The organism is Leucobacter exalbidus, from assembly GCF_017834145.1.
Classification (GTDB): Bacteria; Actinomycetota; Actinomycetes; order Actinomycetales; family Microbacteriaceae; genus Leucobacter; species Leucobacter exalbidus.
In genome coordinates this window covers 2,508,518-2,530,248 of the sequence record NZ_JAFIDA010000001.1, presented here as the reverse complement: position 1 = coordinate 2,530,248, position 21,731 = coordinate 2,508,518, and the positions used below count along the sequence as shown (strand labels likewise).

At 65.3% G+C, this 21,731-nt stretch carries 22 protein-coding genes; 8 read left to right on the top strand and 14 right to left on the bottom strand.

Going from position 1 to position 21,731, the window contains the following annotated elements; genetic code table 11:
* Nucleotides 1-45: 45 nt before the first annotated feature.
* The 6 genes from JOF28_RS11480 to JOF28_RS11455 all read right to left on the bottom strand — a co-directional run bounded on the left by JOF28_RS11480 (nt 46) and on the right by JOF28_RS11455 (nt 8,034).
* The gene (locus JOF28_RS11480; RefSeq protein ID WP_209705868.1) at nt 46-852 is read right to left on the bottom strand and encodes an amino acid ABC transporter ATP-binding protein; all 807 of its coding nucleotides are present in this window, start codon (nt 850-852) and stop codon (nt 46-48) included.
* Nucleotides 853-861: 9 nt separating this feature from the next.
* On the bottom strand, nt 862-2,631 hold the full coding sequence (locus JOF28_RS11475) for an ABC transporter permease subunit (RefSeq protein WP_209705867.1): 1,770 nt from the start codon (nt 2,629-2,631) through the stop codon (nt 862-864).
* Nucleotides 2,628-4,013 (bottom strand): NtaA/DmoA family FMN-dependent monooxygenase, encoded by a 1,386-nt coding sequence (locus JOF28_RS11470; protein WP_209705866.1) that lies wholly within the window; start codon nt 4,011-4,013, stop codon nt 2,628-2,630. Before JOF28_RS11470 ends, JOF28_RS11475 begins: the two co-directional genes overlap by 4 nt.
* Nucleotides 4,010-5,296: an LLM class flavin-dependent oxidoreductase gene (locus JOF28_RS11465; protein WP_209705865.1), complete on the bottom strand. Its 1,287-nt coding sequence runs from the start codon at nt 5,294-5,296 to the stop codon at nt 4,010-4,012. The genes JOF28_RS11470 and JOF28_RS11465 overlap by 4 nt, the downstream gene beginning before the upstream one ends.
* A gap of 64 nt (nt 5,297-5,360) precedes the next feature.
* Complete coding sequence (locus tag JOF28_RS11460) at nt 5,361-6,386, bottom strand: ABC transporter substrate-binding protein (protein ID WP_209705864.1); 1,026 nt, start codon at nt 6,384-6,386, stop codon at nt 5,361-5,363.
* A gap of 139 nt (nt 6,387-6,525) precedes the next feature.
* Nucleotides 6,526-8,034 carry a sensor histidine kinase gene (locus tag JOF28_RS11455; protein WP_209705863.1) on the bottom strand — a complete coding sequence of 503 codons (1,509 nt, stop codon included), beginning with the start codon at nt 8,032-8,034 and terminating at the stop codon, nt 6,526-6,528.
* A 265-nt stretch (nt 8,035-8,299) separates the two neighbouring features.
* Between JOF28_RS11455 and JOF28_RS11450 the strand changes: the two genes are divergently transcribed.
* Entirely contained in the window at nt 8,300-8,878 is a 579-nt protein-coding gene (locus JOF28_RS11450; RefSeq protein WP_245189951.1) for an Rv3235 family protein, read from the top strand.
* A gap of 78 nt (nt 8,879-8,956) precedes the next feature.
* Here JOF28_RS11450 and rlmB read toward each other — a convergent pair whose 3' ends face one another.
* From rlmB to phoU, 3 genes are all read right to left on the bottom strand, one after another.
* Nucleotides 8,957-9,991, bottom strand: a complete 1,035-nt coding sequence (gene rlmB, locus JOF28_RS11445) for a 23S rRNA (guanosine(2251)-2'-O)-methyltransferase RlmB (protein WP_209705862.1) — start codon at nt 9,989-9,991, stop codon at nt 8,957-8,959.
* A complete protein-coding gene (gene cysS / locus JOF28_RS11440) occupies nt 9,988-11,439 on the bottom strand; it encodes a cysteine--tRNA ligase (protein ID WP_209705861.1) in 1,452 nt (483 codons plus the stop codon). The genes rlmB and cysS overlap by 4 nt, the downstream gene beginning before the upstream one ends.
* Nucleotides 11,440-11,579: 140 nt before the next feature.
* On the bottom strand, nt 11,580-12,221 hold the full coding sequence (gene phoU, locus JOF28_RS11435; RefSeq protein WP_209705860.1) for a phosphate signaling complex protein PhoU: 642 nt from the start codon (nt 12,219-12,221) through the stop codon (nt 11,580-11,582).
* Between the two features lie 163 nt (nt 12,222-12,384).
* Between phoU and JOF28_RS11430 the strand changes: the two genes are divergently transcribed.
* Both JOF28_RS11430 and JOF28_RS11425 read left to right on the top strand, forming a co-directional pair.
* Nucleotides 12,385-13,611, top strand: coding sequence for a sensor histidine kinase (locus tag JOF28_RS11430; protein ID WP_209705859.1), 1,227 nt, complete (start codon nt 12,385-12,387; stop codon nt 13,609-13,611).
* Complete coding sequence (locus tag JOF28_RS11425) at nt 13,611-14,315, top strand: response regulator (protein WP_209705858.1); 705 nt, start codon at nt 13,611-13,613, stop codon at nt 14,313-14,315. The genes JOF28_RS11430 and JOF28_RS11425 overlap by 1 nt, the downstream gene beginning before the upstream one ends.
* A 149-nt stretch (nt 14,316-14,464) precedes the next feature.
* Here the strand turns inward: JOF28_RS11425 and JOF28_RS11420 are convergent, their stop codons facing one another.
* Nucleotides 14,465-15,073 (bottom strand): DNA modification methylase, encoded by a 609-nt coding sequence (locus JOF28_RS11420; protein ID WP_209705857.1) that lies wholly within the window; start codon nt 15,071-15,073, stop codon nt 14,465-14,467.
* A 166-nt stretch (nt 15,074-15,239) separates the two neighbouring features.
* On the opposite strand from JOF28_RS11420, the gene JOF28_RS11415 reads away from it, so the two are divergent.
* The 4 genes from JOF28_RS11415 (at nt 15,240) to JOF28_RS11400 (ending at nt 17,773) form a co-directional block, all read left to right on the top strand.
* On the top strand, nt 15,240-15,725 hold the full coding sequence (locus JOF28_RS11415; protein ID WP_209705856.1) for a CarD family transcriptional regulator: 486 nt from the start codon (nt 15,240-15,242) through the stop codon (nt 15,723-15,725).
* A gap of 152 nt (nt 15,726-15,877) precedes the next feature.
* A complete protein-coding gene (ispD, locus tag JOF28_RS11410; protein ID WP_209705855.1) occupies nt 15,878-16,630 on the top strand; it encodes a 2-C-methyl-D-erythritol 4-phosphate cytidylyltransferase in 753 nt (250 codons plus the stop codon).
* Entirely contained in the window at nt 16,627-17,094 is a 468-nt protein-coding gene (gene ispF / locus JOF28_RS11405; RefSeq protein WP_209705854.1) for a 2-C-methyl-D-erythritol 2,4-cyclodiphosphate synthase, read from the top strand. Before ispD ends, ispF begins: the two co-directional genes overlap by 4 nt.
* 79 nt (nt 17,095-17,173) lie before the next feature.
* Complete coding sequence (locus JOF28_RS11400; protein ID WP_209705853.1) at nt 17,174-17,773, top strand: CG0192-related protein; 600 nt, start codon at nt 17,174-17,176, stop codon at nt 17,771-17,773.
* 131 nt (nt 17,774-17,904) lie between these two features.
* Here JOF28_RS11400 and purM read toward each other — a convergent pair whose 3' ends face one another.
* Complete coding sequence (purM, locus tag JOF28_RS11395; RefSeq protein WP_209705852.1) at nt 17,905-19,014, bottom strand: phosphoribosylformylglycinamidine cyclo-ligase; 1,110 nt, start codon at nt 19,012-19,014, stop codon at nt 17,905-17,907.
* A gap of 104 nt (nt 19,015-19,118) precedes the next feature.
* On the opposite strand from purM, the gene purF reads away from it, so the two are divergent.
* Nucleotides 19,119-20,579 carry an amidophosphoribosyltransferase gene (gene purF, locus JOF28_RS11390; protein ID WP_209705851.1) on the top strand — a complete coding sequence of 487 codons (1,461 nt, stop codon included), beginning with the start codon at nt 19,119-19,121 and terminating at the stop codon, nt 20,577-20,579.
* 101 nt (nt 20,580-20,680) lie between these two features.
* Here the strand turns inward: purF and tatA (JOF28_RS11385) are convergent, their stop codons facing one another.
* From tatA (JOF28_RS11385) to JOF28_RS11375, 3 genes are read right to left on the bottom strand one after another with little or no spacing between them, the layout of a single operon-like run.
* Nucleotides 20,681-20,980 (bottom strand): twin-arginine translocase TatA/TatE family subunit, encoded by a 300-nt coding sequence (tatA, locus tag JOF28_RS11385; protein WP_209705850.1) that lies wholly within the window; start codon nt 20,978-20,980, stop codon nt 20,681-20,683.
* Nucleotides 20,981-21,024: 44 nt separating this feature from the next.
* The gene (gene tatA / locus JOF28_RS11380; RefSeq protein WP_209705849.1) at nt 21,025-21,231 is read right to left on the bottom strand and encodes a twin-arginine translocase TatA/TatE family subunit; all 207 of its coding nucleotides are present in this window, start codon (nt 21,229-21,231) and stop codon (nt 21,025-21,027) included.
* 33 nt (nt 21,232-21,264) lie between these two features.
* A complete protein-coding gene (locus JOF28_RS11375) occupies nt 21,265-21,714 on the bottom strand; it encodes a hypothetical protein (RefSeq protein WP_209705848.1) in 450 nt (149 codons plus the stop codon).
* Between the last annotated feature and the right edge of the window lie 17 nt (nt 21,715-21,731).

Genomic DNA, 21,731 nt, shown 5'->3' with positions numbered 1-21,731 from the left:
TTGATCCGGATCATGGCCGCGAAATCGCGCGGCCCGTGCCCGGAGCTACAGCACCTTGTTCAGAAAGTCCCTGGTGCGGGCGTGCTGCGGGTTGCGCAGCACTTGGCTGGGCGAGCCCTGTTCGACGATTCGGCCGCGATCCAAGAACACGACCTGGTCTGCGACCTCGGCTGCGAAGCCCATCTCGTGGGTGACGATGATCAGCGTGGTGCCACTTTGGGCGAGCCCGCGAATCACGTCGAGCACCTCGCCCACGAGCTCGGGGTCGAGCGCGCTCGTGGGTTCGTCGAACAGCAGTACGCCGGGGTCGAGGGCGAGTGCCCGCGCGATCGCAACGCGCTGCTGCTGGCCACCCGAGAGCTGGCGCGGGTAGTGATCGGCGCGGTCGGCGAGCCCCACCCGGGCGAGCAGCGTGAGGGCCCGCTCGGTGGCCGCGGCCTTGTTCATGCGCTTCAGCGCGATGGGCGCCTCGATGATGTTTTCGAGGGCGGTGAGGTGGGGAAACAGGTTGAAGTTCTGAAACACCATGCCCACCTGGGTGCGGCGCTCGAGCACCTTCTTTTCGGGGAGCTCGTGCAGCACACCGCCGCGCTGTTCGTAACCGATGAACTCGCCATCGATGGTGATCTCGCCAGCGTCGATCGTTTCGAGGTGGTTGATAGCGCGCAGCAGGGTCGATTTGCCCGAGCCCGAGGGGCCCAGCAGCGCGACGACCTGGCCGGGCTCGACGGTGAGCGAGATGTTGTGCAGCACCTCAAGCCCGCTGTAGGACTTGTGCACGCCGCGAATCTCGACAAGGCCCGAGCCTGCGAGCGATCGAGCAACCGGTGGTTGAGCGGTCAGTGTCGACATCTGGGGGTCCTATCGGGTTTCGGCGAGTGCTGTTTGCACGGGCGTTTGGTCGGTGTCGAGGCTGGCGGCGGCGCACGAGGTGGCCGCCGTGGCGCCCCTGGCCCTGCCGTCGGCATCGCGGCCGGCGACGAAGCGCTGCTGCGCCTGGCGCAACCGCAGCTTCACCTGCTGGATGGGGGTGGGCGGCAGCTCGCGGGCCGAGCCGCGGGCGAAGTGGCGCTCAATGTAGTACTGGGCCACGCTCAGAATTGAGGTGAACACGGTGTACCAAATGGTGGCGACGAGCAGCAGCGGCACCACCTGCTGGTTGCGGTTGTAGATCACCTGCGTCGTGTAGAACAGCTCGGGCAGCGCCACGATAAAGACGACCGAGGTGCCCTTGAGCAGGCCGATGATCTCGTTGAACGCGCTCGGCAAGATGGCGCGGGCGGCCTGCGGCATTGTGATTCTGAAGAAGCGGCGACTGCGCGGAATACCGAGGGCCTTGGCGGCCTCCAACTGCCCCTGATCCACCGACAGTAGCCCGCCGCGAATGATCTCGGCCGAGTAGGCGGCCTGGTGCAGTGAGAGCCCGATGATGGCGGCCATGGTGGCCGAGATCAGTTTCACGGTGTCGAACTCGACGAGCCAGAAGTCGTAGCTGAACGGCCAGCCGAAGCCGAGCTGCGGGAAGAGGTACCCGAGGTTGTACCAGAGCACCAGCTGCACGATCATGGGCACCGAGCGGAAGAACCAGATGAAGCCCCACGCGAATGAGTTCAGCAGCCCCGAGCCCGAGAGCCTGGCGAGCGCAAGCACGCTGCCGAGCACGAACCCGATGACCGCCGACACTGCCGTCAGCCAGAGGGTGAGCCACAGCCCGCGCAGCACGGCATCGTTGAAGAGATACTCCCCCACGATCGGCCACCGCCACTGCGGGTTCGAGAAGAAGGTCCACACCAGCTGGGCGACCACGAACAGGGCGAGCGCGCTGAAGATCCAACGGCCCCAGTGCTTCAGCGGGACCACCCGGCGCGCAGGCGACTCGGTGTCGCCGGTGGTCGCGCCGCGATCGGAAGCCACCGGTGGGCGCTCCTGGCCGCGGTTCACAACCCGGCGCGGGGAGGCCGGCTGAGTTTCGGTGGGCGCCGCAGCGGGGGCTGACGCCACAAGCGCAGTGTCGGCCGCACCTGACTTGCGCTCACGCACGGGCGGCACCGCGGCCACCGCGCGAGGCAGCACGTCGAGGTGCTCGACCGACTTTTCAAAGGCGTGCAGGCCAATATCGGCGGCCGGCAGCGCAACGTCAAAGAGCGGCGTGTAGCCGTGCGCACGGTAGAGCGTCACGGCCTCGGGCTGCCGGTGCCCCGTGGTGAGGTACACCTGCGTGTAGCCGAGGCGCCGGGCCTCATGCTCAAGCTCGGTGAGCACGATGCGGGCAAAGCCACGACCGCGGCGATCGCTGCGGGTCCACACGCGCTTGATCTCGGCGGTGGTGTCATTCAGGCGATAGAACGCGCCGCCCGAGACAGGCTCGCCGTTTTCGAGCACGAGCAGAAAGGCACCGTGGGGAGCCGCGAACTTCGCCGGAGCGTACCGGTTGATCTCAACCTTGGCGGGTTCGTGCCCGGCAACGTGACGGTAGCGGGTGTCGTACTCACGCTCGAGGTCTGCGAGCAGCGGCTTCGCGAGGGCGTCATCTGCCGCGACGTACCGAAACTCGAGGGTCGGAGCGGCGGCGTCACCGCCCAAGCTGGCGTCGTCGCGCACCGCGCTGGGCGCAATAAGTGTGTCGCTCATGCGATGGCCTCCTCATATTCGCGTGCGTTGACTGCCTGCGGGTCGGGCAGGTTGAGCGTGGAGCGCAGGGTCGTTTCCCCGGTCTCGCTCTGCGGGTAATCGGTGCGAAAGACGCCACGATCTTGTAGTTCGGGCACCACGCGGTCGACGAATTCGTCGAGGCCTGTGGGCGTGATGTGCGGAATCACGACGAAGCCGTCTGCGGCCCGCAGCTGCACGGCCTTGTCCATCTCGGCGGCGATGTGGGCGGGGGTGCCCACGAAGTCGTGGCGCGATGTCTCTTTCACGACGAGCTGTCGCACGGTGAGCTTCTCGGCTTCGGCGCGTGCCCGCAGCTGCTGCACGCGGGCGAGGCGGTCATTGACCTGGGTCGATACCTGGCCCTGGCGCTGTTCTTGTTCACCCGGATCAACCGTGGGCAGCGGCCCATCGGGGTCGAGGCCCGGCAGTTCCCGGCCCCAGATCGCTTCGACCCACGCGATGGCGGTCTGCGGGCTGACCTGGGCGAGCGCGATGGCCCTCGATTTTTCTTCGGCGTCTGCCGCCGAGTCGCCGATCACGAAGCTGACACCGGGCATGATGCGCAACGAATCTTCGGTGCGGCCCACCTTGGGAAGGCGGCCCTTCACATCGGTGTAAAACTTTTGCCCCTCTTCGAGGGTGCCCTTGCGGGTGAAGATGATCTCTGCGTGCTCTGAGGCGAAGTCGCGCCCGGCGGGTGAGTCGCCGGCCTGCACGATCACGGGGTAGCGTTGCGGGCTGCGCGGCAGTGTACTCGTGGCCGACACATCGAACTGGGTGCCCGCGAAGCGCACGTCGTCCACCTGCGCGTCGTCAACGAACTGGCCCGTGTGTTTGTTCGCCACGTGGGCGTCTGCGCCCCACGAATCCCACAGCTGCTTCGCGAGGGTGACGAACTCGGCCGCGCGCACGTAGCGTTCGGGGTAGGGCAGAAAGCCGCCGCGGCGAAAGTTCGCGCCGTGAAACGCGTCAGACGAGGTCACAACGTTCCAGCCGACGCGGCCGCCCGAGAGGTGATCGATGGAAGCGAGCTGGCGGGCCAGCTCGTAGGGCTCGTTGAACGTGCTCGAGAGGGTGCCGACGACGCCGATGCGCTCGGTCACCGCGGCCATCGCCGTGATGATCGCGAGGGTAGCGGGGCGACCCGCGACGTCGAGATCATGGATCTCTCCGCCGTGCTCGCGCAGGCGCAGCCCCTCGGCGAGGAAGACGTAGTCGAACAGGCCGCGTTCGGCGGTCTGCGCGAAGTGACGAAATGAAGCGAAGTCGATCTGGCTACCCGAGGCCGGGTCGTTCCACACCGTCAAATTGTTGACGCCCGGAAAGTGGGCGACCAGGTGGACCTGACGTTTGTTGCTCATCGTGCGACCTCCGTGGTCTCGAGTCGTGCGGTTGCGTAGCGGTTCGCTGCCGGGGTGAGGCCGAAGCGATCGCGCAGTGAAGTGGTGGGGGTGGTGGCCGCGAGTAGGCCGCGTTCGCGCAGCACGGGCACGAGGCGTGAGGTGATGGCGGTGAGGTCATCGGGCAGCACCGCCGGGCGCAGCCGCACCCCGTCGATGCCGTGTGCGCGCCACTCGGCAATAAGGTCGGCGACGTCGTCGGCCGAGCCGGCGAGAATGCGGGCATCGCTTTCGAAGGCGAAACCTGCCGTGTGGTTCAAGCGGTCGAGGCGGTCGGTGGCCGTCTCGGTGTCGGTGTCGAGCACGACGACAAGGTCGGCCACGATTTTGAGCGGGGCGTGCGGATCACGGCCCACACGCTGCTCGGCGTCGCGCACCCCCTGCACGAGGTCGGCCACGCTCAAACCGCGCGAGGCACCCGCCTGCGCCGATGCGTTCTCGGGGGTGATGAACACCACGTCGGCTGAGCGCGCCGCGAGTTCGGTGACCTGCGGGTTGTGCGCGAGGAGGGTGACGGGCAGTTGCCCCTGAGGTGAGCGGGGCACGATCGAGGGGCCGACCACGCTGAACTTGTCGCCCTCGAAGTTGATGTGGTGCACGCGGTCGCGGTCGAGGAACCGGCCGGTGGCGGCGTCACGAATGATTGCGTCGTCTTCCCAGCTGTCCCAGAGTCGGCGGGTGACCTCGACCACGTCGGCAGCCTCGTCAACCAGTTCTCCAAAGCCCGCATCGGGGCGCCCCGCGATCAGGGTCGTCACGTCAACTTCGGGGGCCTGTTTGCGGCCGAAAGCGTCAGCCTCTGCTGCGCCGAGCGAGACGCGCAGCTGCCAGCCGGCACGCCCCTCGCTGATGTGGTCGAGCGTCTGCAGCCCGGTGGCTACGTGAAACGGTTCGGTGTGCGTGGTGGTGACCGTCGGCAGAATACCGATCTGGTGGGTGTGCGGGGCCACCCAGCTGGCGACCATTACGGCGTCGAGGCGGCCGCTCACGGTGCCGGGTGCGGGGCGCGCCGGTGAGGTCGCGATATCGGCCGTGGGGCCGGGCACCCGCAGGCTATCTTCGAGCGTGACATAGTCGAGGCCGGCCGCGTCGGCTGCGACGATGAGCTCCTGCCAGTAGCTCGCGGTGAACAGCCGCTCGGGCTGTGCCTGCGCTTCGCGCCACGCGGCCGGGTGCCAGCCTGCGCCGTCGAGGGCGAGCCCGACGGTGACCACATCGTTATTGCTCTGGGTTATGGAAGACATGCATTCACCTTATGTAAGAGTTTCGTGGGGAGCTACTACATGACGCTTCGTGACACACGCGCCGTTACGGGCGCGGCAGCCCCGGCGGGTTAACGAGCGATTCACCGATGGCTTCTTCGCCCTGGCCCCAGCGGTCGAGCACCTCGGCGTATTCGCCCGAGGCGATGATGCTGTTGAGCACGATCGAGACGGGCTCGGCGAGGCCGTTGCCCTTGGCCGTGGCGATGCCCACCTGGCCGTCGATCGGGTAGGCGCTGTTGAACTTGCCCACGATGCGGGTCTCCCCCAGTGTCTCGGCCTGGAATGCCGCGAGCGAGTAGGGCAGAATGCTTGCGTCGGCTCGGCCCGAAGTGATGGCCATTAGCCCCGCGGCCTGGTCGTCGTAGTACACTGCTTCGCCGGGTGCGATACCGGCCGCTTCGTTCTGTGCGAACCAGTCGAGCAGGTAGGCCTCCTGGTTGGTGCCCGAGCCGACCACTACTTTCAGCCCCGAAACGTCTTCGGGCTTCGAGATTTCTTGCACGTCGCTGCCCGAGCCGACCACGAAGCCCATGATGGCGTCGCGGTAGGTGGCGAAGTCAAAGAGGTCCTTGCGCTCCTCGGTGACGCCCACGTTTGAGATGACGAGGTCATACTTGCCCGATTCGACGCCGAGCGGCCAGTCGGCCCAGGCCACGTTGATCGGCGCGTATTCGAGCCCGAGCCCCTCGGCAATCAGCGAGCCCACGTCTGAGTCAGAGCCAAGCATGGTCTTCACGTCATCTTCGGCGAGAAATGACGTGGGCGGAGTGCCCGAGCCGTTGATCGCAACCGTCAGTTCGCCGGCCTCGATGGGAGTGAATCCGCTGCCCTTCAGCGCGGCCACCGCTTCGGCCACCTCGTCAATGTGGGGCCGGGAGTCAATGTTCTTGGAGGTGAGGTCGAAGCCGCTCGTCTGCTCCGATGCCCCCTCGGGGACGCCACCCGCGGCACCTTCCCCGGGTGCCGAGCACGCGACGAGCCCACCCACCGCGAGCAGCGCCGCTGCGGTTAGCATCAGGCGCCCGGTGCGCGCCGACAGGGATACATTCGTTACTGTTATGGGAGACATGCTGTGAGCTTATTTCATCACCCCGGGGTGCCCGCAACAAAATGACGCAACATTTCACAGAACCAGCCCACTGGGCATAAAAAATCCGGATCGGGCGCTGGGCCCGATCCGGATCTGAATTATTGCGCGCGAAACCGCGTTACTGCACCTGCGGAATTTCGCGCGTCTGCGCCGCAATCCAGTGCAGCGGAATCTGAATGGCCACGCGCGTGCCGCCCCGAACATCGGGGCCCCAGGTGATGCTGCCGCCCAGCTCGCCCTCAATGAGCGTGCGCACGATCTGCGTGCCGAGGCCGTCGCCGACGGTGCCGCCGGGCAGCCCCGTGCCGGTGTCGATGATCTCGACCGAGAGTCGGTCTTCGGTGCGGTGCGCCGTGATGTCGACGTCACCCTCGCGGCCCGCGAGGCCGTGCTCAACCGCGTTGGTCACGATCTCGGTGAGCGCGAGTGCGAGCGGCGTTGCGTACTCAGAGGGGAGCTCGCCAAACGAGCCCTCCTTGTGCGGGTGCACGGTCGTGCCGTGCAGGCTCGCTACCTCGGCAGCGAGGCCGAGCACGCGCGCGAACACCACGTCGAAGTCGACGATCTGTGCCAGCCCGGTCGAGAGCGTGTCGTGCACGACCGCGATCGCAGCAACGCGACGCATTGCCTGGCCGAGCACCTGCTTCGCCTCTTCACTGCGGGCGCGACGCGCCTGCACCCGCAGCAGCGAGGCCACGGTCTGCAGGTTGTTCTTCACGCGGTGGTGAATCTCGCGAATCGTCGCGTCTTTGGTGATCAGCTCTTGCGCCTGCTGGCGCAGCTCGGTGACGTCGCGGGTGAGCACCACGCCGCCGACGCGCTGGCCGTCGCGCGTGACGGGGATCGAGCGCAGTGCCACCGTGCGGCCGCGGGCATCGATTTCGATGCGCTTGGCGATCTTGCCCTGTGCGACGAGCGGCTGCGACTCGTCGGTGTCGAACTGGCCCTTCACGACCTCGGCGATCACCTCGCTGAAGTTTTCGCCCTCGATCTCGTCACGGAATCCGAGTGCGTTGAAGGTGGTCTGCGTGTTGGGGCTCGCAAACGTCGCGATGCCCTCGAGGTTGACGCGCACGAGGCCATCTGAGGCGCGCGGGGCGCCCTGCTGGCCAACGCGCGACTTACCGCGAGACGGAAACAGGCCGGCCTCGATCATGCCAAAGAGGTCGTCGGCGACCTCGCGGAAGGCGGCGCCAATGCGCGAGGCCTTCTGCGTATCGATCACGCTTGAGTGCACCGTGACGACCGCGAACGGACCAAACACGGCACCCTCGGTGTCGGTGCGGCTCACGCTGTGCGCGGTGAGGCGCATCGGGTTCTCTTCGAACCAGGCCGGCGAGGTTGATTCCACCGGCAGGCCGGTGGCCATGGCCTCGTCAACCAGCTCGCGCCAGTCGGGGCGCAAGAAGTCGCCGATGACGTCGCGGTAGAACAGCGTCACCGAGCCCGCGGGGCGCGCGTGCGCGATCGCGAGATAGTTGCCGTCTTCTGTGGGAGCCCACAGCACCACGTCACTGAGCGCGAGATCTGCAAGCAATTGCAAATCAAGCGCGAGAAACTCAAGCCATTCGATCTCCTCTTCTTTGAGGGTCGAATACTTGATGGAAAGGTTACGCAAAGTCGCCACGTCACCAGAGTAGAGCACCGCGGCGTTCAGGTCGCACCTGGGCGCGCCGCAACCCCTGCTGTTCCCGCCTTTCGCGCAAGACTTTCTCGCAAACGGACACGTGTGAGGCGCGTCAAATTTGACCAGTATCCAACTTTTTACTTGACGAGTGTGAGCCAACGCCACCTATCGTTGGGGCTCCAACGACCTAGCCAGTCTTCGATTTCACGTCAGTTCGGGGTTACGCGAATCAGGCTGCTGGGGGCTCACAGCGAAGGAGACCGCCATGCCGCACGCCAGCCACGCGCACCACAGCGACTATGCAGATCGAGGTGAACGCTCCCTCAGCTCGGCCTTGCCTGCTGATTCCGATCCACCGGGCAGACCCGGCCCCCGCCGCACGCCGAGCGGGGTCACCAGCATCACCAGCGCAGCGAAGCGCACACCGCACCCGCACCTGCGCCCGGTCGAAGACTTTGACCGGCACGCGAACCAGGTCGCCGTCGATACGAGCGCCGCCGCCGATGTGCCGGCCCCCGCACCCCGGGTGCTGCAGCGCCTCGCCCTGTATGCATTTGAAGCCCTCGAGGGGGTGCGCTCGGTCGGGCAGCTCGCCGCGTGGATCACGCCGCGGGTCGCCGATGCCCTGCATGAACGCCGGGCCGCCCGCACCGAGCGGCGCACCCTGTACTGCGATGACCGCCTTGTGGTGGCGACCCCCGGCCCCGTGCACATTGATCGGCCGGTGCCGCACGTGATCGAGGCCGCTGTCTCGCTCTATGCCGAACCGCGCACCCACCCCGTCGCCATGCGACTGGAGTATCGCGACCGCCGGTGGCGCATCACCGAACTGGTGGTGATGTAGGGCCACCAATACAAACGGCAGTGCCCTGGGGCACTGCCGTTTTGCACGCCGCCCGAGTGGGCAGCGCTGAATATCTGGTTACTTGCTGGTGACCGCGGCTGCAGCCTTGGCTGCACCTTCTGCGCGCAGCTTCGAAACCTCGTAGAGCGCCACGCTTGCCGCGATGCCGGCGTTCAGCGATTCGGTGACCGCCTGAATCGGAATCGAGACAATCGCATCGCAGTGCTCGGTGACGAGACGCGACAGGCCCTTGCCCTCGCTGCCAATCACGATAACGAGCGGGCGATCAGCCAGCGCGAGGCCGGGCAGATCGAGGTCGCCGCCGCCGTCAAGGCCAATTACGAAGACGCCCTGCTTCTTGAATTCCTTCAGCGTGGCCGTCAGGTTCGAGGCCATCGCCACGGGAATACGCGCAGCGGCGCCCGCTGACGTCTTCCATGCGGCCGAGTTCAGGCTCGCCGAACGACGCTGGGGCACGATGACGGCCTGGCCGCCAAATGCACCGGTCGAGCGAATGATCGCGCCCAGGTTGCGGGGGTCGGTGATGCCGTCGAGTGCCACGAACAGGGGCACCTCGCCGCGCTCGATGACCTCGTCGAGAACCTCCATGGGGTTGGAGTATTCCATCGGCGGCACCTTCAGCACAACGCCCTGGTGCACGGCGTCGCGGTCAACCATGCGGTCCATTTCTGGGCGCATGATCTCGAGCACTGCCATCTGACGGTTCGTCGCGAGGCGCATGATTTCGCGCATGCGATCATCCATCTCGACGCGTGCCGCGATGTACAGCGTCTTACCGGGGATCTTCGCGCGCAGTGCCTCGAGCACCGAGTTGCGGCCGGTGACCAGCTCGAACTCGGGCTTGTCACGGCCGCCGCCGCCACTGCGGCTGCGCTCGGGGGCACGGCCGGTGCGGGCTGCGTAGCGTTCCTTGGCCGCCGTGTAGCGATCCTGCGCAGCTTTTGCCTTTGCAGCGGGGTGGTACGGGCGTTCGATTGCCTTCGGCGTGGGGCCGCGGCCCTCGAGCGCCTGGCGCCCCTGCCCGCCTGAGCCGACTGCCTTGCCGAGGCCCTTCTTGCGCACGGCGCCGGTTCGGTTGCTCTTGTTACTCATGTCAGGCTCCAACGGGTTTGTTTGGGTGTGTCTTCCAGCGCGATTCCTGCGTCAAGCAGACGGTCGCGAATCGCATCGCTCTCAGCGAAGTCTTTGCGTGCGCGCGCCTCGGCGCGCTGCGTGATGAGTGCCTCGACGAGCGCGCCCAGGGCGCTGCGGTCGCTGGCATCTTCGGGCCCGGATCCCTCTGCCCACGCGGCATCGCGCGGGTTCAGGCCCAGTACGTCTAGCATCGCGGCAACCTCGCGGGCGTGCGTCGCAAGCCCCGCCTCATCGCCGGATTCAAGCGCGGTATTGCCCGCGCGCACCGCCCCGTGCAGGGCCGCGAGGGCCTGCGGCAGTGCGAAATCATCGAGCATGGCCGCGATGAATTCAGCGGGCAGATCGGCGAGGGAAGACTCGGTCTGCGGCGTTACGGCTGCGCTGTCGCCGAGCTGTTCTGCTGCGCGCGTCAGGAAGCCCTCGATGCGTTCAAAGGCTGAAGCGGCCTCGCTCAGCGAGGACTCTGAGAACTCGAGCACCGAGCGGTAGTGCGCCGATCCCAAGAAATAGCGCAGCACGATCGGGCGCGCGCTCGCCAGCAGGTCGCTCGCGAACAGCGAGTTACCCAGCGACTTCGACATCTTCTGGCCACCCGTGTTCACGAGGCCGTTGTGCACCCAGTGCCGGGCAAAGCCGTGACCGGCCGCACGCGACTGCGCGAGCTCGTTCTCGTGGTGGGGGAAGCGCAGGTCAAGCCCGCCGCCGTGCACATCAAATTCGGTGCCGAGGTAGCGGGTCGCCATCGCCGAGCATTCAATGTGCCAGCCGGGGCGCCCTAGGCCCCACGGGGAATCCCATGACGCGGTCTCGGGCTCGGTGTCGCGGTACGCCTTCCAGAGCGCGAAGTCGCGCGGATCTCGCTTGCCCACGGGCTCAGAGTCAGCGGCGTCTTCCATCTGGTCGCGCATCTGGTGCGTCAGCTCGCCATAGGTCGGCCAGCTCGCCGTATCGAAATAGACGCTCGCCGAGCCGTCGGCTGCAGGGTATGCGTGGCCGCGCTCAATGAGCTGCTCGATCAGCGTGATCATCTCGGCAATGTTGGCCGTGGCGCGCGGTTCGTACGTCGGCGCGAGCACGCCCAGCGCCTCGTAAGCCGCAGTAAATTCGCGCTCCACGCGGTAGGCCAGGGCCCACCACTGCTCGGTGCCGCCCGCGGCTTGCGCGATGCGTGCATTGTCGAGGATTTTGTCGTCAATGTCGGTGACGTTGCGAATCAGGGTCACATCGAGCCCCGTCGCCGCAAACCACCGGCGCATCTGGTCGTACACCAGCGCACTGCGGAGGTGGCCGATGTGCGGCGCCGACTGAACCGTCGGCCCACACACGTACATGCCCACTTTGCCGTCTTCGCGGGGTGCAAAGTCGACGAGCGCTTGCGCGCGCGAGTCATAGATGCGTTGTTTCACCCTGACAGCCTACCTTGACCAGGTGGGCGCTTCGTTGTGAGAAGAAAAGAGCGAGGGGTCGCAGGGTGCAATTGCTGCACCACCACGACCCCTCGCCCGCTCAAGTCGCCCCGTTTCGGTGACCTCGAATTTGCTTCGAGTTAGTCGAGTGAACCACTCAAGAAGTACTGCATCTGCTTGGCGACCTTCACCGCGTGGTCACCAAAGCGCTCGTGGTATCGACTACCGAGCGTGGCATCGACGACCCCGGTGGGGTTGTTGGCCAGCTTGTCACTGAGCACCTTTTCGAACACCTTGGCGTGCAGTTCATCAAGATCGGCGTCCATATCGCGCACCTTGTCGATGAGGCTGGAGTCTTGGTCGCGCAGCAGCTCAACGATGAGGCCGGCCATCTTCACATCGAGTGCTCCCATGCGCACAAACGTCTTCGAGAGCCCCTCAGGGATGGCACTCTCGGGGTAGCGGTAGCGCGCCAGCTGAGCGATGTGCTGGGCGAGATCGCCCATGCGCTCGAGCGATGAACTCATGCGCAGTGCGCCCACCACGAGCCGCAGGTCAGAGGCGACCGGCTGCTGCCTGGCGAGAATATCGATCGCCAGTTCGTCGAGCTCGGCGGCGAGCTCCTCGATGCGTTCGATGCCGTCAATCACGCTCTCGGCCCGGGTCACATCAGACCCACCGAACGCGCCCGTCGCATCAGCGATCGAAGTTTCGACCAGCTCAGCGATATCGACCAGGCGCTCCTGCACCTCGGCCAGCGACTGCTGAAATACCTCGCGCATTCAGAATTCCTTTCAAATTGGGCGGCGGCCACTCATGCGGAAGCCCGCAAAAAATCACCGCCCCCACAAGTGTGATTGGTGCGGGTAAACCGTACCGCACCAGGAGGTGAACAACAGTTGAACTTCACCTATCAAGCATGCCCTGCCCCCTACGATAAGGATCATGGATCCCACTGCCCTTGTGCTTGCAGGAACCGCCCTTGGGGCTGCCATCGGCGTTGGTGCCACGATGGGCGTCATTGGTGCCAGGCAAGCGGGCCGCATGCGGGCCCAAGAGATGCGCCCCGAACTCCCTGAAGTGGTGACCATTCTGCTCGACGAGATCGACGCGTTCGCGGTGATTCTCGACTCCTCACTCACCACGGTGTATGCAAACGCCACGGCCCGCCAAGAACGTAATCTGAGCGATGACGAGCTCGGCTCCCCTTCCTTTCTCGCACGCGTTCGCCGGGTGATGTCGTCGGGTGTTCCCGACACCCATGAGCCCGATCCGGCCGACCACACAGACAATGTGCGCACTCACCTGTTTCGGCTGCAGCGCCGCTTTGTGGTGGTGCTCGCATTGGATTTGGGGGAAGAACAGCGCGTGAACTCCATGCGTCGTGACTTCATCGCCAACGTCAGCCACGAGCTCAAGACCCCCATTGCGGCAATTGGGCTGCTCGCAGAGGCCGTGCAGCAGGCGGCAGAGGATCCCGAGATCGTGCGCGAGTTCTCTAACACTCTTGTGAAGGAGTCGCGCCGGCTCGGTTCACTCTCGCGCGACATTATTCAGCTCTCAGAGGCGCAATCGGCGCTGCGCCCCGAAGACCGCGAACGCGTTAAACTGCGCCCGCTCGTGCGGCAGGAGGTTGACGCGCATCGTGCGCTCGCCGAGCAGCGCGGCGTCACGCTGGTGATCACAGATGCCCTCGATACCGAGCGCGATGCCAGCCTGATGGGCCGCCCCGCCGCCCTCGCGGCGGCGGTCGCCAACCTCTTGAGCAACGCGATCAGGCACTCCCCCGAGGGCGAGCGGGTGGGCGTGGGCATGGCGTTTGAGAAGAAGCGTTTCGTGGTGACCGTCACCGATCAGGGTGAGGGCATCGCGGGCGAAAACCTCGCGCGCATCTTCGAGCGCTTCTACCGCGTCGATGAGGCCCGCAGCCGCGACGCCGGCGGCACGGGGCTCGGCCTCAGCATTACGCGGCACACGATGCGCGCGCACGGCGGCGATGTTGACGTCTGGTCACAGCCCGGCGTTGGCTCAAGTTTTTCACTCACGTTTCCACTGCACGATGCGGCAGAAGATCGACGCAAGCGCGCAAAAAAGAAGGTGAAGCGTACGCTGGGTGTTCTCACCGAAGCCCCGCCGTCCACCCTCGTTTCTGACCGAAAGGACCCCCGATAGTGGCTCAGCACATTCTCCTCGTCGAAGACGAAGAGTCCATCTCACGGCCACTCGCCTATCTGCTTGAGCGCGAGGGATACCGCGTGACCGTAGCGGGTGACGGCGCCAGCGCACTCACGCTGTTTGGCGAGCACAACCCCGATCTCGTATTGCTCGATCTGATGCTGCCGAATGTGCCGGGCACCGAGGTGTGCCGCGGCATTCGCCAGAAGTCGCAGGTGCCCATCATCATGCTGACCGCCAAGGACAGCGAGATTGACATTGTCGTGGGCCTCGAATTGGGCGCCGACGACTACATCACGAAGCCCTATTCGACGCGTGAGCTGCTCGCGCGGGTGCGTTCGGCGCTGCGGCGCGGGGCAGCAAGCGCTGCCCCCGAGCCTGAGCCCGAAGACCCCGCCGACACGCTCGTGCTCGATGAGCTCGGCATCAAGCTCGATGTCGAACGCCACACGGTGCTCGTGCGCGGCGACGAGACCGCAATGCCGCTGCGCGAGTTCGAACTGCTCGAAATTCTGATGCGCCACTCGGGCCGCGTGCTCACCCGCGGTCAGCTGATCGACCGGGTGTGGGGCAGCAATTATTACGGCGATACGAAGACGCTCGATGTACACATCAAGCGCATTCGGGCCCGGATCGAGGAGGCCCCGTCAGAGCCGCGCCTCATCTCAACCGTACGCGGGGTGGGTTACCGCTTCGGCTAGCGCCCACGGGTCGCCCAGCGCGTGCTGGGTGGCCCGAACGACCTATCGGTCGGCCTGCGCGGGGCATCACCCGCGTGCAGATACGAAAAACGCCCCGGTCTCCCGGGGCGTTTTTGGTGTGCGTTCGGCGTGAGCCGAACCGCAGGTGACTAGTTAGCCGACTTCTCGTCGGTCTCTTCACCCTTGGTGTCGTCGCCGATCTTCGACTGCGATGCCGCAGCCTCTTCTGCAGCAGCCTGCAGCTCAGCCTTCGTGGTGTCTGCCGACTTCGAGAAGTCTGCGGGCAGCACGTAATCCTGGTACTCGGCCAGCGTGCCATCAAGCACGGGAACCTTGTGCTCGGCCTCAGCAGCGCCTTCCACCTGGAAGTACGCGTTGATGGTCGAACCGATCACCAGATCGGGGATCGACACGAGCACCGGCGTCTCGGGCGCTGCGGGGTTACCGAACGCGGTCGTGCCCTCGGGCAGAACGAACGAGGCGCTAGCGGTCTCTGAATCCTCAGTCACGAACGTCATGGTGACGTCGCTGTCTGCGCCAGTGCGGTTGTACGCGGTGAACACCACATTGAAGTTTTCACCGCTTTCGTCAGCGATGAGCATCAAGTTGCGTACATCAACGCCCTCAATGGTGACTTCTACACCGTCACTGGGCGCATAAGGCTCAAGCGTGCCCTGGGGCGCGATCAGGCTGCATCCGGTCGCGCCGAGCGCGAGCGCAGCAGCGAGAGCAATAGATGAGGCGATCCGAATCTTCAAGGGGGTCCTCCGAGCCGTGGGTCGATACGACGTCGTGCGCGGTGAGCCGCAAACACGGTTTGAATTCATCATAACCGCGACCATCCTACAACCGCAGCTTAGGCAAGCCTAACCCAGGCGTGGCGAGTGTGGTATTCTAGTCTCTGGACTGTAAAGGAGCCACTCAATGCAATTTGAGGTCGGAGAGACTGTTGTCTACCCCCATCACGGTGCTGCCAAAATCATCGAGGTGAAGAAGCGCAAACTCGGCGGAGAGGAAAAGCTCTTCCTGAAGCTGCAGGTGAATCAGGGTGATCTCACTATTGAGGTTCCTGCTGAGAACTGCGACTTGGTCGGCGTTCGTGACGTCATTAACCAGGAAGGCCTCGAGGAAGTTTTCGAGGTACTGCGCGCGCCGTTCACTGAAGAGCCCACGAACTGGTCACGTCGCTACAAGGCCAACCTTGAGAAGCTCGCCTCTGGCGATGTCATCAAGGTGTCTGAGGTAGTGCGCGATCTGTGGCGCCGCGACCAAGAGGTGCGTTCGCTGTCAGCTGGCGAGAAGCGCATGCTCGCGAAGGCCCGTCAGATTCTCGTTTCTGAGCTCGCGCTCGCCGAGAAGACTGATGAAGAAAAGGCTTCCGAGGTACTGGATCAGGTGCTTACTTCGTAAGCTCTGCACCACTGCCTTGAGGCGCTTTGCGGCAACGCAAAGCGCCTTTTGTCTTTTCTGACGGGGTGCACGCTTCGGCGTGTCCCTATCTCCGTTCGTCTCCCCCACTTCGTTTCCCCCGTTCAACGCCGGGCACGAGTACCCTTGGGATTATGAGCAGCACGGAGCATACCCCCCACACGATGGCCTCGTTGGGCGTCGTACTCGTGGCCGCCGGGCGCGGTGAACGTCTCGGCGCCGACGTTCCCAAGGCGTTCTACGAACTACACGGGCGCGCTCTGGTCGAATTCAGCATCGCCGTCATCACCTCGCTGCCGCACGCCGGCCACCTGGTGATCGTGGCCCCCGAGTCGCACGCAGCGGCGACGCTGAGCATCGTGGATGCCGTGCTTCCCGAAACCTCCTCATGGGACGTGTCAGTCGTCGCAGGCGGCCGCGAACGGCACGAGTCGGTGCGCTTCGGTCTGGCAGCCCTCGGCGAACACGTTGATACCGTGCTCGTGCACGATGCCGCTCGCCCCTTTGCGAGCGCCGAACTGTTCGAACGGGTAATCGCTGAGGTGCGCCGCACCGGCGCCGGCGTCATCCCCGCAATTGCCGTCGTTGACACACTCAAGCGCGTGGATGAGGCGGGCGTCGTGCGCGAGACCGTCGATCGTTCAACGCTCGTGGCTGTGCAGACCCCGCAGGGTTTTCCCCGCGACGTGCTCGAGTCGGCGCACTCCACCGCGCAGTTGCACGGCGAGCTGCCCACCGATGACGCCGAACTCGTGCAGCGCGACGGCGGCACCGTGCACACCGTCGCGGGCGAGCTCCAGGCGCACAAGCTCACCTCCCCCGGCGACCTGCCCGTGCTCGAACATTTCCTCGCCGCCAACGCGGCCGGAATCGACTCGCGCGCATGATCCGGGTCGGCACGGGATTCGATACGCACGCCTACGACGCAGCCTCACCCTTGCGCCTCGCGGGCCTCGACTGGCCGGGCGAACCAGGGCTGTCGGGGCACAGCGACGGCGATGCGGTGTGCCACGCGGTAGTCGATGCACTGCTGTCGGCGGCAGGCCTGGGCGATATCGGCGGCCTCGTGGGCGTCGATGAACCCGAAACCGAGGGCGCTGCGAGCACCGGGTTCGTGCGGCTCGCCCTGCAGCGGCTCGCAGCCGAGGGCTGGCGGCCCGTAAACGTGTCGGTGCAGATCGTGGGCAATCGCCCCAAGTTTGCGCCGCGCAGGGCCGAAGCGCAGGCCGTGATGACTGATCTTGTGGGCGCCCCTGTGTCGCTCGCTGCGACCACCACCGACGGCCTCGGATTCACCGGCCGCGGCGAAGGCGTCGCCGTCATCGCCAACGCACTCATCGAACGCGACTAGCGAGCTCGGGTCACGAACCGACGCGCAGCTTTCGTGTGTGCACGGGCGAAGATGTGCGGGGCGCTCTAGGATCAGCGGTATGGCCCTGATCTTTTCTACGACCCTGCGCCCCTCCAAACTTGAGATGCTGGCCGCCTGGCTACCCACCCAAGACTGGTTTCACGGCGACGCATCACAGCTCGAGGCGATCGGCGCATACCGCTTCGACGACCCCGCTGGCGAGGTCGGCATGGAGGGCCACATTTTGACGGCGGGCGACGACACGATCTATCACGTGCCCCTCACCTACCGCGGGGCTCCGCTCGCAGGCGGCGAAGCGTTCTTGCTCGGAACCGCCGAGGACAGTGAGCTCGGTGAGCGCTGGTTCTACGACGCAACCGGCGACCCGGTGTACCAGGCGGCGCTCGCCGAGACCATTACCACGGGCGGTCGCGAGGCAGCCGTATTCGTGGCCGCTGACCACTCGTCGACGCCCGTGCAGCGCGAGACGGTCACGAAGGTGTGGGGATCGGGTTCGGCGGGCTCAACGCTCGGCGAGGCGGCGCCCCAGGCAGATCGCTTCACGGTGCTGCGCGAGCTCGGCAGCGCCACCCCAGAGTCCCCCTTCGGATGGGTGCTGCGCGGCACCTGGCCCGGCCTCAAATACCCGGCGCTCTTCGCGGTCGTCGCCGACGCTTAACCGCCCTCGCCGGGCAATGCGTTGATGTAGACCGCAGATCCGTTCGTGGCGCAGGCGGCCCGGGCCCAGAAACTCAAAAGATCCGGATCCCGGCAGTGCGCCAGGGATCCGGATCTAAGGGATTGCGGGAGTTAGTTCGCGTACGAGCCGACGAGGCGCACCGCGCCGCCGTCGACGCCCTTAGCGCCCTGTTCGAACCCGGTGAAGTCGCGCGTCGAGGTCGAAACCTGACCCGCCACCCAGGTGTCGAGGCCCTGAGCGGTCAGCGCGGCAGCAACGTGCTGCGCCTTCTTGCCGTCGACGACAGCGAACATGCCGACGCCGAGGTTCCAAGCACCCTCGAGCGATTCGAGCGTGTGGCCGCCGAGATCGGCGAGGTGGCGGAACACGGGCAGCGGTGACCACGACGTGCGGTCGACCTCAACCCACGAGCCCTGGGGCAGCACGCGCGCCAGGTTCGCAGCGATGCCGCCGCCCGTGACGTGGCTGAGCACGTGGATCGCGCCGTCGAGCGTCGGATCCTCGAGCACGCGCAGCAGCGGGCTCGTGTAGAGCGCCGTGGGGGTCAGCAGCGCTTCGCCGTAGCTCGCGCCCAGCTCGTTCGAATGCTGGTCGTAGCTGATGCCCTGCTGCGCGAGAATGTGGCGCACGAGCGAGTAGCCGTTCGAGTGCAGACCCGAGGCGGCCATCGCGAGTACGACGTCGCCGTCCTTCACGAGTGCGGGGCTGAGCATCTTGTCAGCTTCGACCACACCGGTTGCCGCGCCGGCAACGTCGTAGTCGTCCACGCCCAGCAGGCCGGGGTGCTCAGCGGTTTCGCCGCCCACGAGGGCGGTGCCCGTCGCTTCACACGCCTCAGCGATACCGCGCACGATATCGGCGATGCGCTGCGGAACGATCTTGCCGCAGGCGATGTAATCAGTCATAAACAAAGGCTTCGCGCCCACGACGACAATGTCGTCAACGACCATGGCCACAAGGTCTTGGCCAATCGTGTCGTGCTTATCGATCGCCTGAGCAATCGCGACCTTCGTACCGACGCCGTCGGTCGAGCTGGCCAGCAGCGGGTGCTTGTACTTTGTGAGGGCTGAAGCATCGAAGAGACCGGCGAAACCGCCGACACCCCCGATAACCTCAGGACCATGCGTGCGGCCCACGGCCGACTTCATGAGCTCGACGGCGAGGTCACCTGCCTGGGTGTCAACTCCGGATTGGGCATAAATCGACGTGTTTTCGGTCACACCATAAGAGTACCCTGCTCGCGCACCTGCTCGCGTGTGCGAAACTAGGGGCTGCGGTCAATCATGCCCGCACCACCCACCTCGCAGGGAGCAAACACCACAGTATGTGCGGCATCGTCGGCATCGTTTCCACTGAGCACGTTAACCAGCAGGTCTATGACAGCCTGCTGCTATTGCAACACCGTGGACAAGACTCTACGGGCATCGCCACGCTTGACGGCGATTTCTTCAACGTCGTGAAGTCAAAGGGGCAGGTACGCGAGGCGTACCGCACTCGTGACATGCGCCTCCTCGCGGGTAACGTTGGCCTCGGCCACGTGCGTTACGCCACCCGAGGCGACGCCAGCCGCGAAGAAGAGGCACAGCCCTTCTACGTGAGCGCCCCCTACGGCATCATCCTCGTACACAACGGCAATCTCACGAACACGCGAGAGCTCACTGCAGATCTCTACAACGTGGATCGCCGTCACCTGAACACGCACTCCGACACTGAACTGCTGCTCAACGTGCTCGCGCACGAGCTGCAGGACGGCATGACGGGGCCTGGCCTCGACGAGGAGCAGGTGTTCGCAGCGGTTTCTCGCCTGCACGAGCGCGTGCAGGGCTCGTACGCCTCGATCGCGATGATCGCCGGCTACGGCCTCCTCGCCTTCCGCGATCCGTTCGGTATTCGCCCCCTGGTGCTGGGTCGTCGCGACTCGGCCGAGGGCAAGGACGAGTGGATTGTTGCGTCAGAGTCGCTCGTACTCGAATCGGGTGGCTACGAAATCGTGCGCGATGTCGCCCCGGGCGAGGCGATCTTCATCTCGAATGACGGCACCATGGTGTCGCGCCAGTGCGCCAAGAACCCGGTGCTGATCCCCTGCGCGTTCGAGTACATTTACCTCGCACGCCCCGACTCGGTGCTCAGCGGTATCTCGGTGTACGACGCGCGTCTGCGCCTCGGTGAGACGCTCGCCGAGCAGGTCGAGCGCGAGCTCTCCACGGGCGATATTGACGTGGTCATGCCGATTCCTGAGTCGGGCCGCCCGAGCGCTATGCAGCTCGCGCAGAAGCTCAACATCGACTACCGCGAGGGGTTCTTCAAGAACCACTACGTCGGCCGCACCTTCATCATGCCCGGCCAGGCCGTGCGCAAGCGCAGCGTGCGCCAGAAGCTCAACGCCATGAGCGTTGAGTTCAAGGGCAAGAACGTGCTGCTGGTGGACGACTCGATCGTGCGCGGCACGACCTCGAAGGAGATCGTGGAGATGGCCCGTGCGGCTGGCGCGAAGAGCGTCACGTTCGCCTCGGCGGCTCCCCCCGTGCTGTTCCCGCACGTCTACGGCATCAACATGCCCACCCGTGACGAACTCATCGCGCACAACCGCACCAATGATGAGATCAACGCGCAGCTCGGCAGCGATCACCTCGTCTACCAGACCGTCGAAGGCATGAACCGTGCCATTCTCTCGGGCCAGAACACGGTAACGAAGCTCGAAGAAAGCTGCTTCACCGGCGAGTACATCACCGGTGACATCAACGCCGAGTACCTCGCCTGGGTTGAGGCGACGCAGCAGAGCTAGACACAGCAGAGCTAGAACGCAGCAGGGCCCCGAAGCTTTTCAGCTCGGGGCCCTGCTGCGTGTAAGTCTCAGACTTGGTGAAGCCTGCGGCTCATTGAAACTTACGGCTTATCGACGCCGGGCGTACCTAGGTCATCGGCCGCCGGAGCGGGCGATGCTGCGGGAGCCGCAGGGGTCGCCGGAGCGGCGGGCGCTGCCGGTGCCGCGGGAGTCGCGGGCGGCGGGGTCGATGCCGCAGCTGATTCCTGATCCGGATCAGCGTCGTTACGCACTTCCTTCTTCAGAATCTTCATCGACTGCCCCAGGCTCTTCGCGAGCGCGGGAAGCTTGGGTGCACCAAACAACAGCAGGACGATGAATAGAATCACCAGCAGCGTGGGGCCGGAAAGATTTCCGAACATTCGGTGTGCTCCGATCGTAGGATTCAGATCAGTATGACAGGACTTTACTTCTGAGGCTCAGCTTCTTCTGACTTTGCCGTGGCGGCAGGAACCGTCGTCGAAGCTTCTTCTTCGCCGCGCACTTCCTTCTTCAGGATGCGCGCCGACTGTCCCAGGCTCTTCGCGAGGCCCGGCAGTTTGGGTGCACCAAACATCAACAGCACGACAAACAGAATGACCAACATGTGCCATCCACCAAGATTTGCAAGCATCAGAAAGCTCCGATCAACAGTTCGATGTCGCGATTATCGCACGTCTGTCTGGATCGCCACACCGGTGCCGGTGCGACGCTTTGCAATTGCTCCCAAAATAATCGCGAGCAGGCAGCCAACCGCGAGGCCCAGAATGGCACCAATCAGCGCCATAAAGCCCACAATCTGGCCGACAGTGTAATCGGCATCGAAGCCGAGCGGCACGAGCAGAGCGAGCAGCATGGCGATAAATGCTCCGGCGATCGTGAACGAAATCACGACGCGGCCGACGCGCACGCCACGCTCGAGCGTCACCTCGCGTTCGATCTTGCTGACAACGGGCTCACGCTCTGCGGGGGCCTCGGGCTCTGCTGGCTCAGTAGGCTCAGCGTGCGCAGCGGGAGCTTCGGCCACGGCGGGCTCGATGGTCGCGGCTACGGGCTCGGCTGCGGTGGTGTCGAGAGCCTCGCGCGGCTCACCGGTCGCGGGATCAGGGGTGTTCATGGTCTCTATTCTCTCAG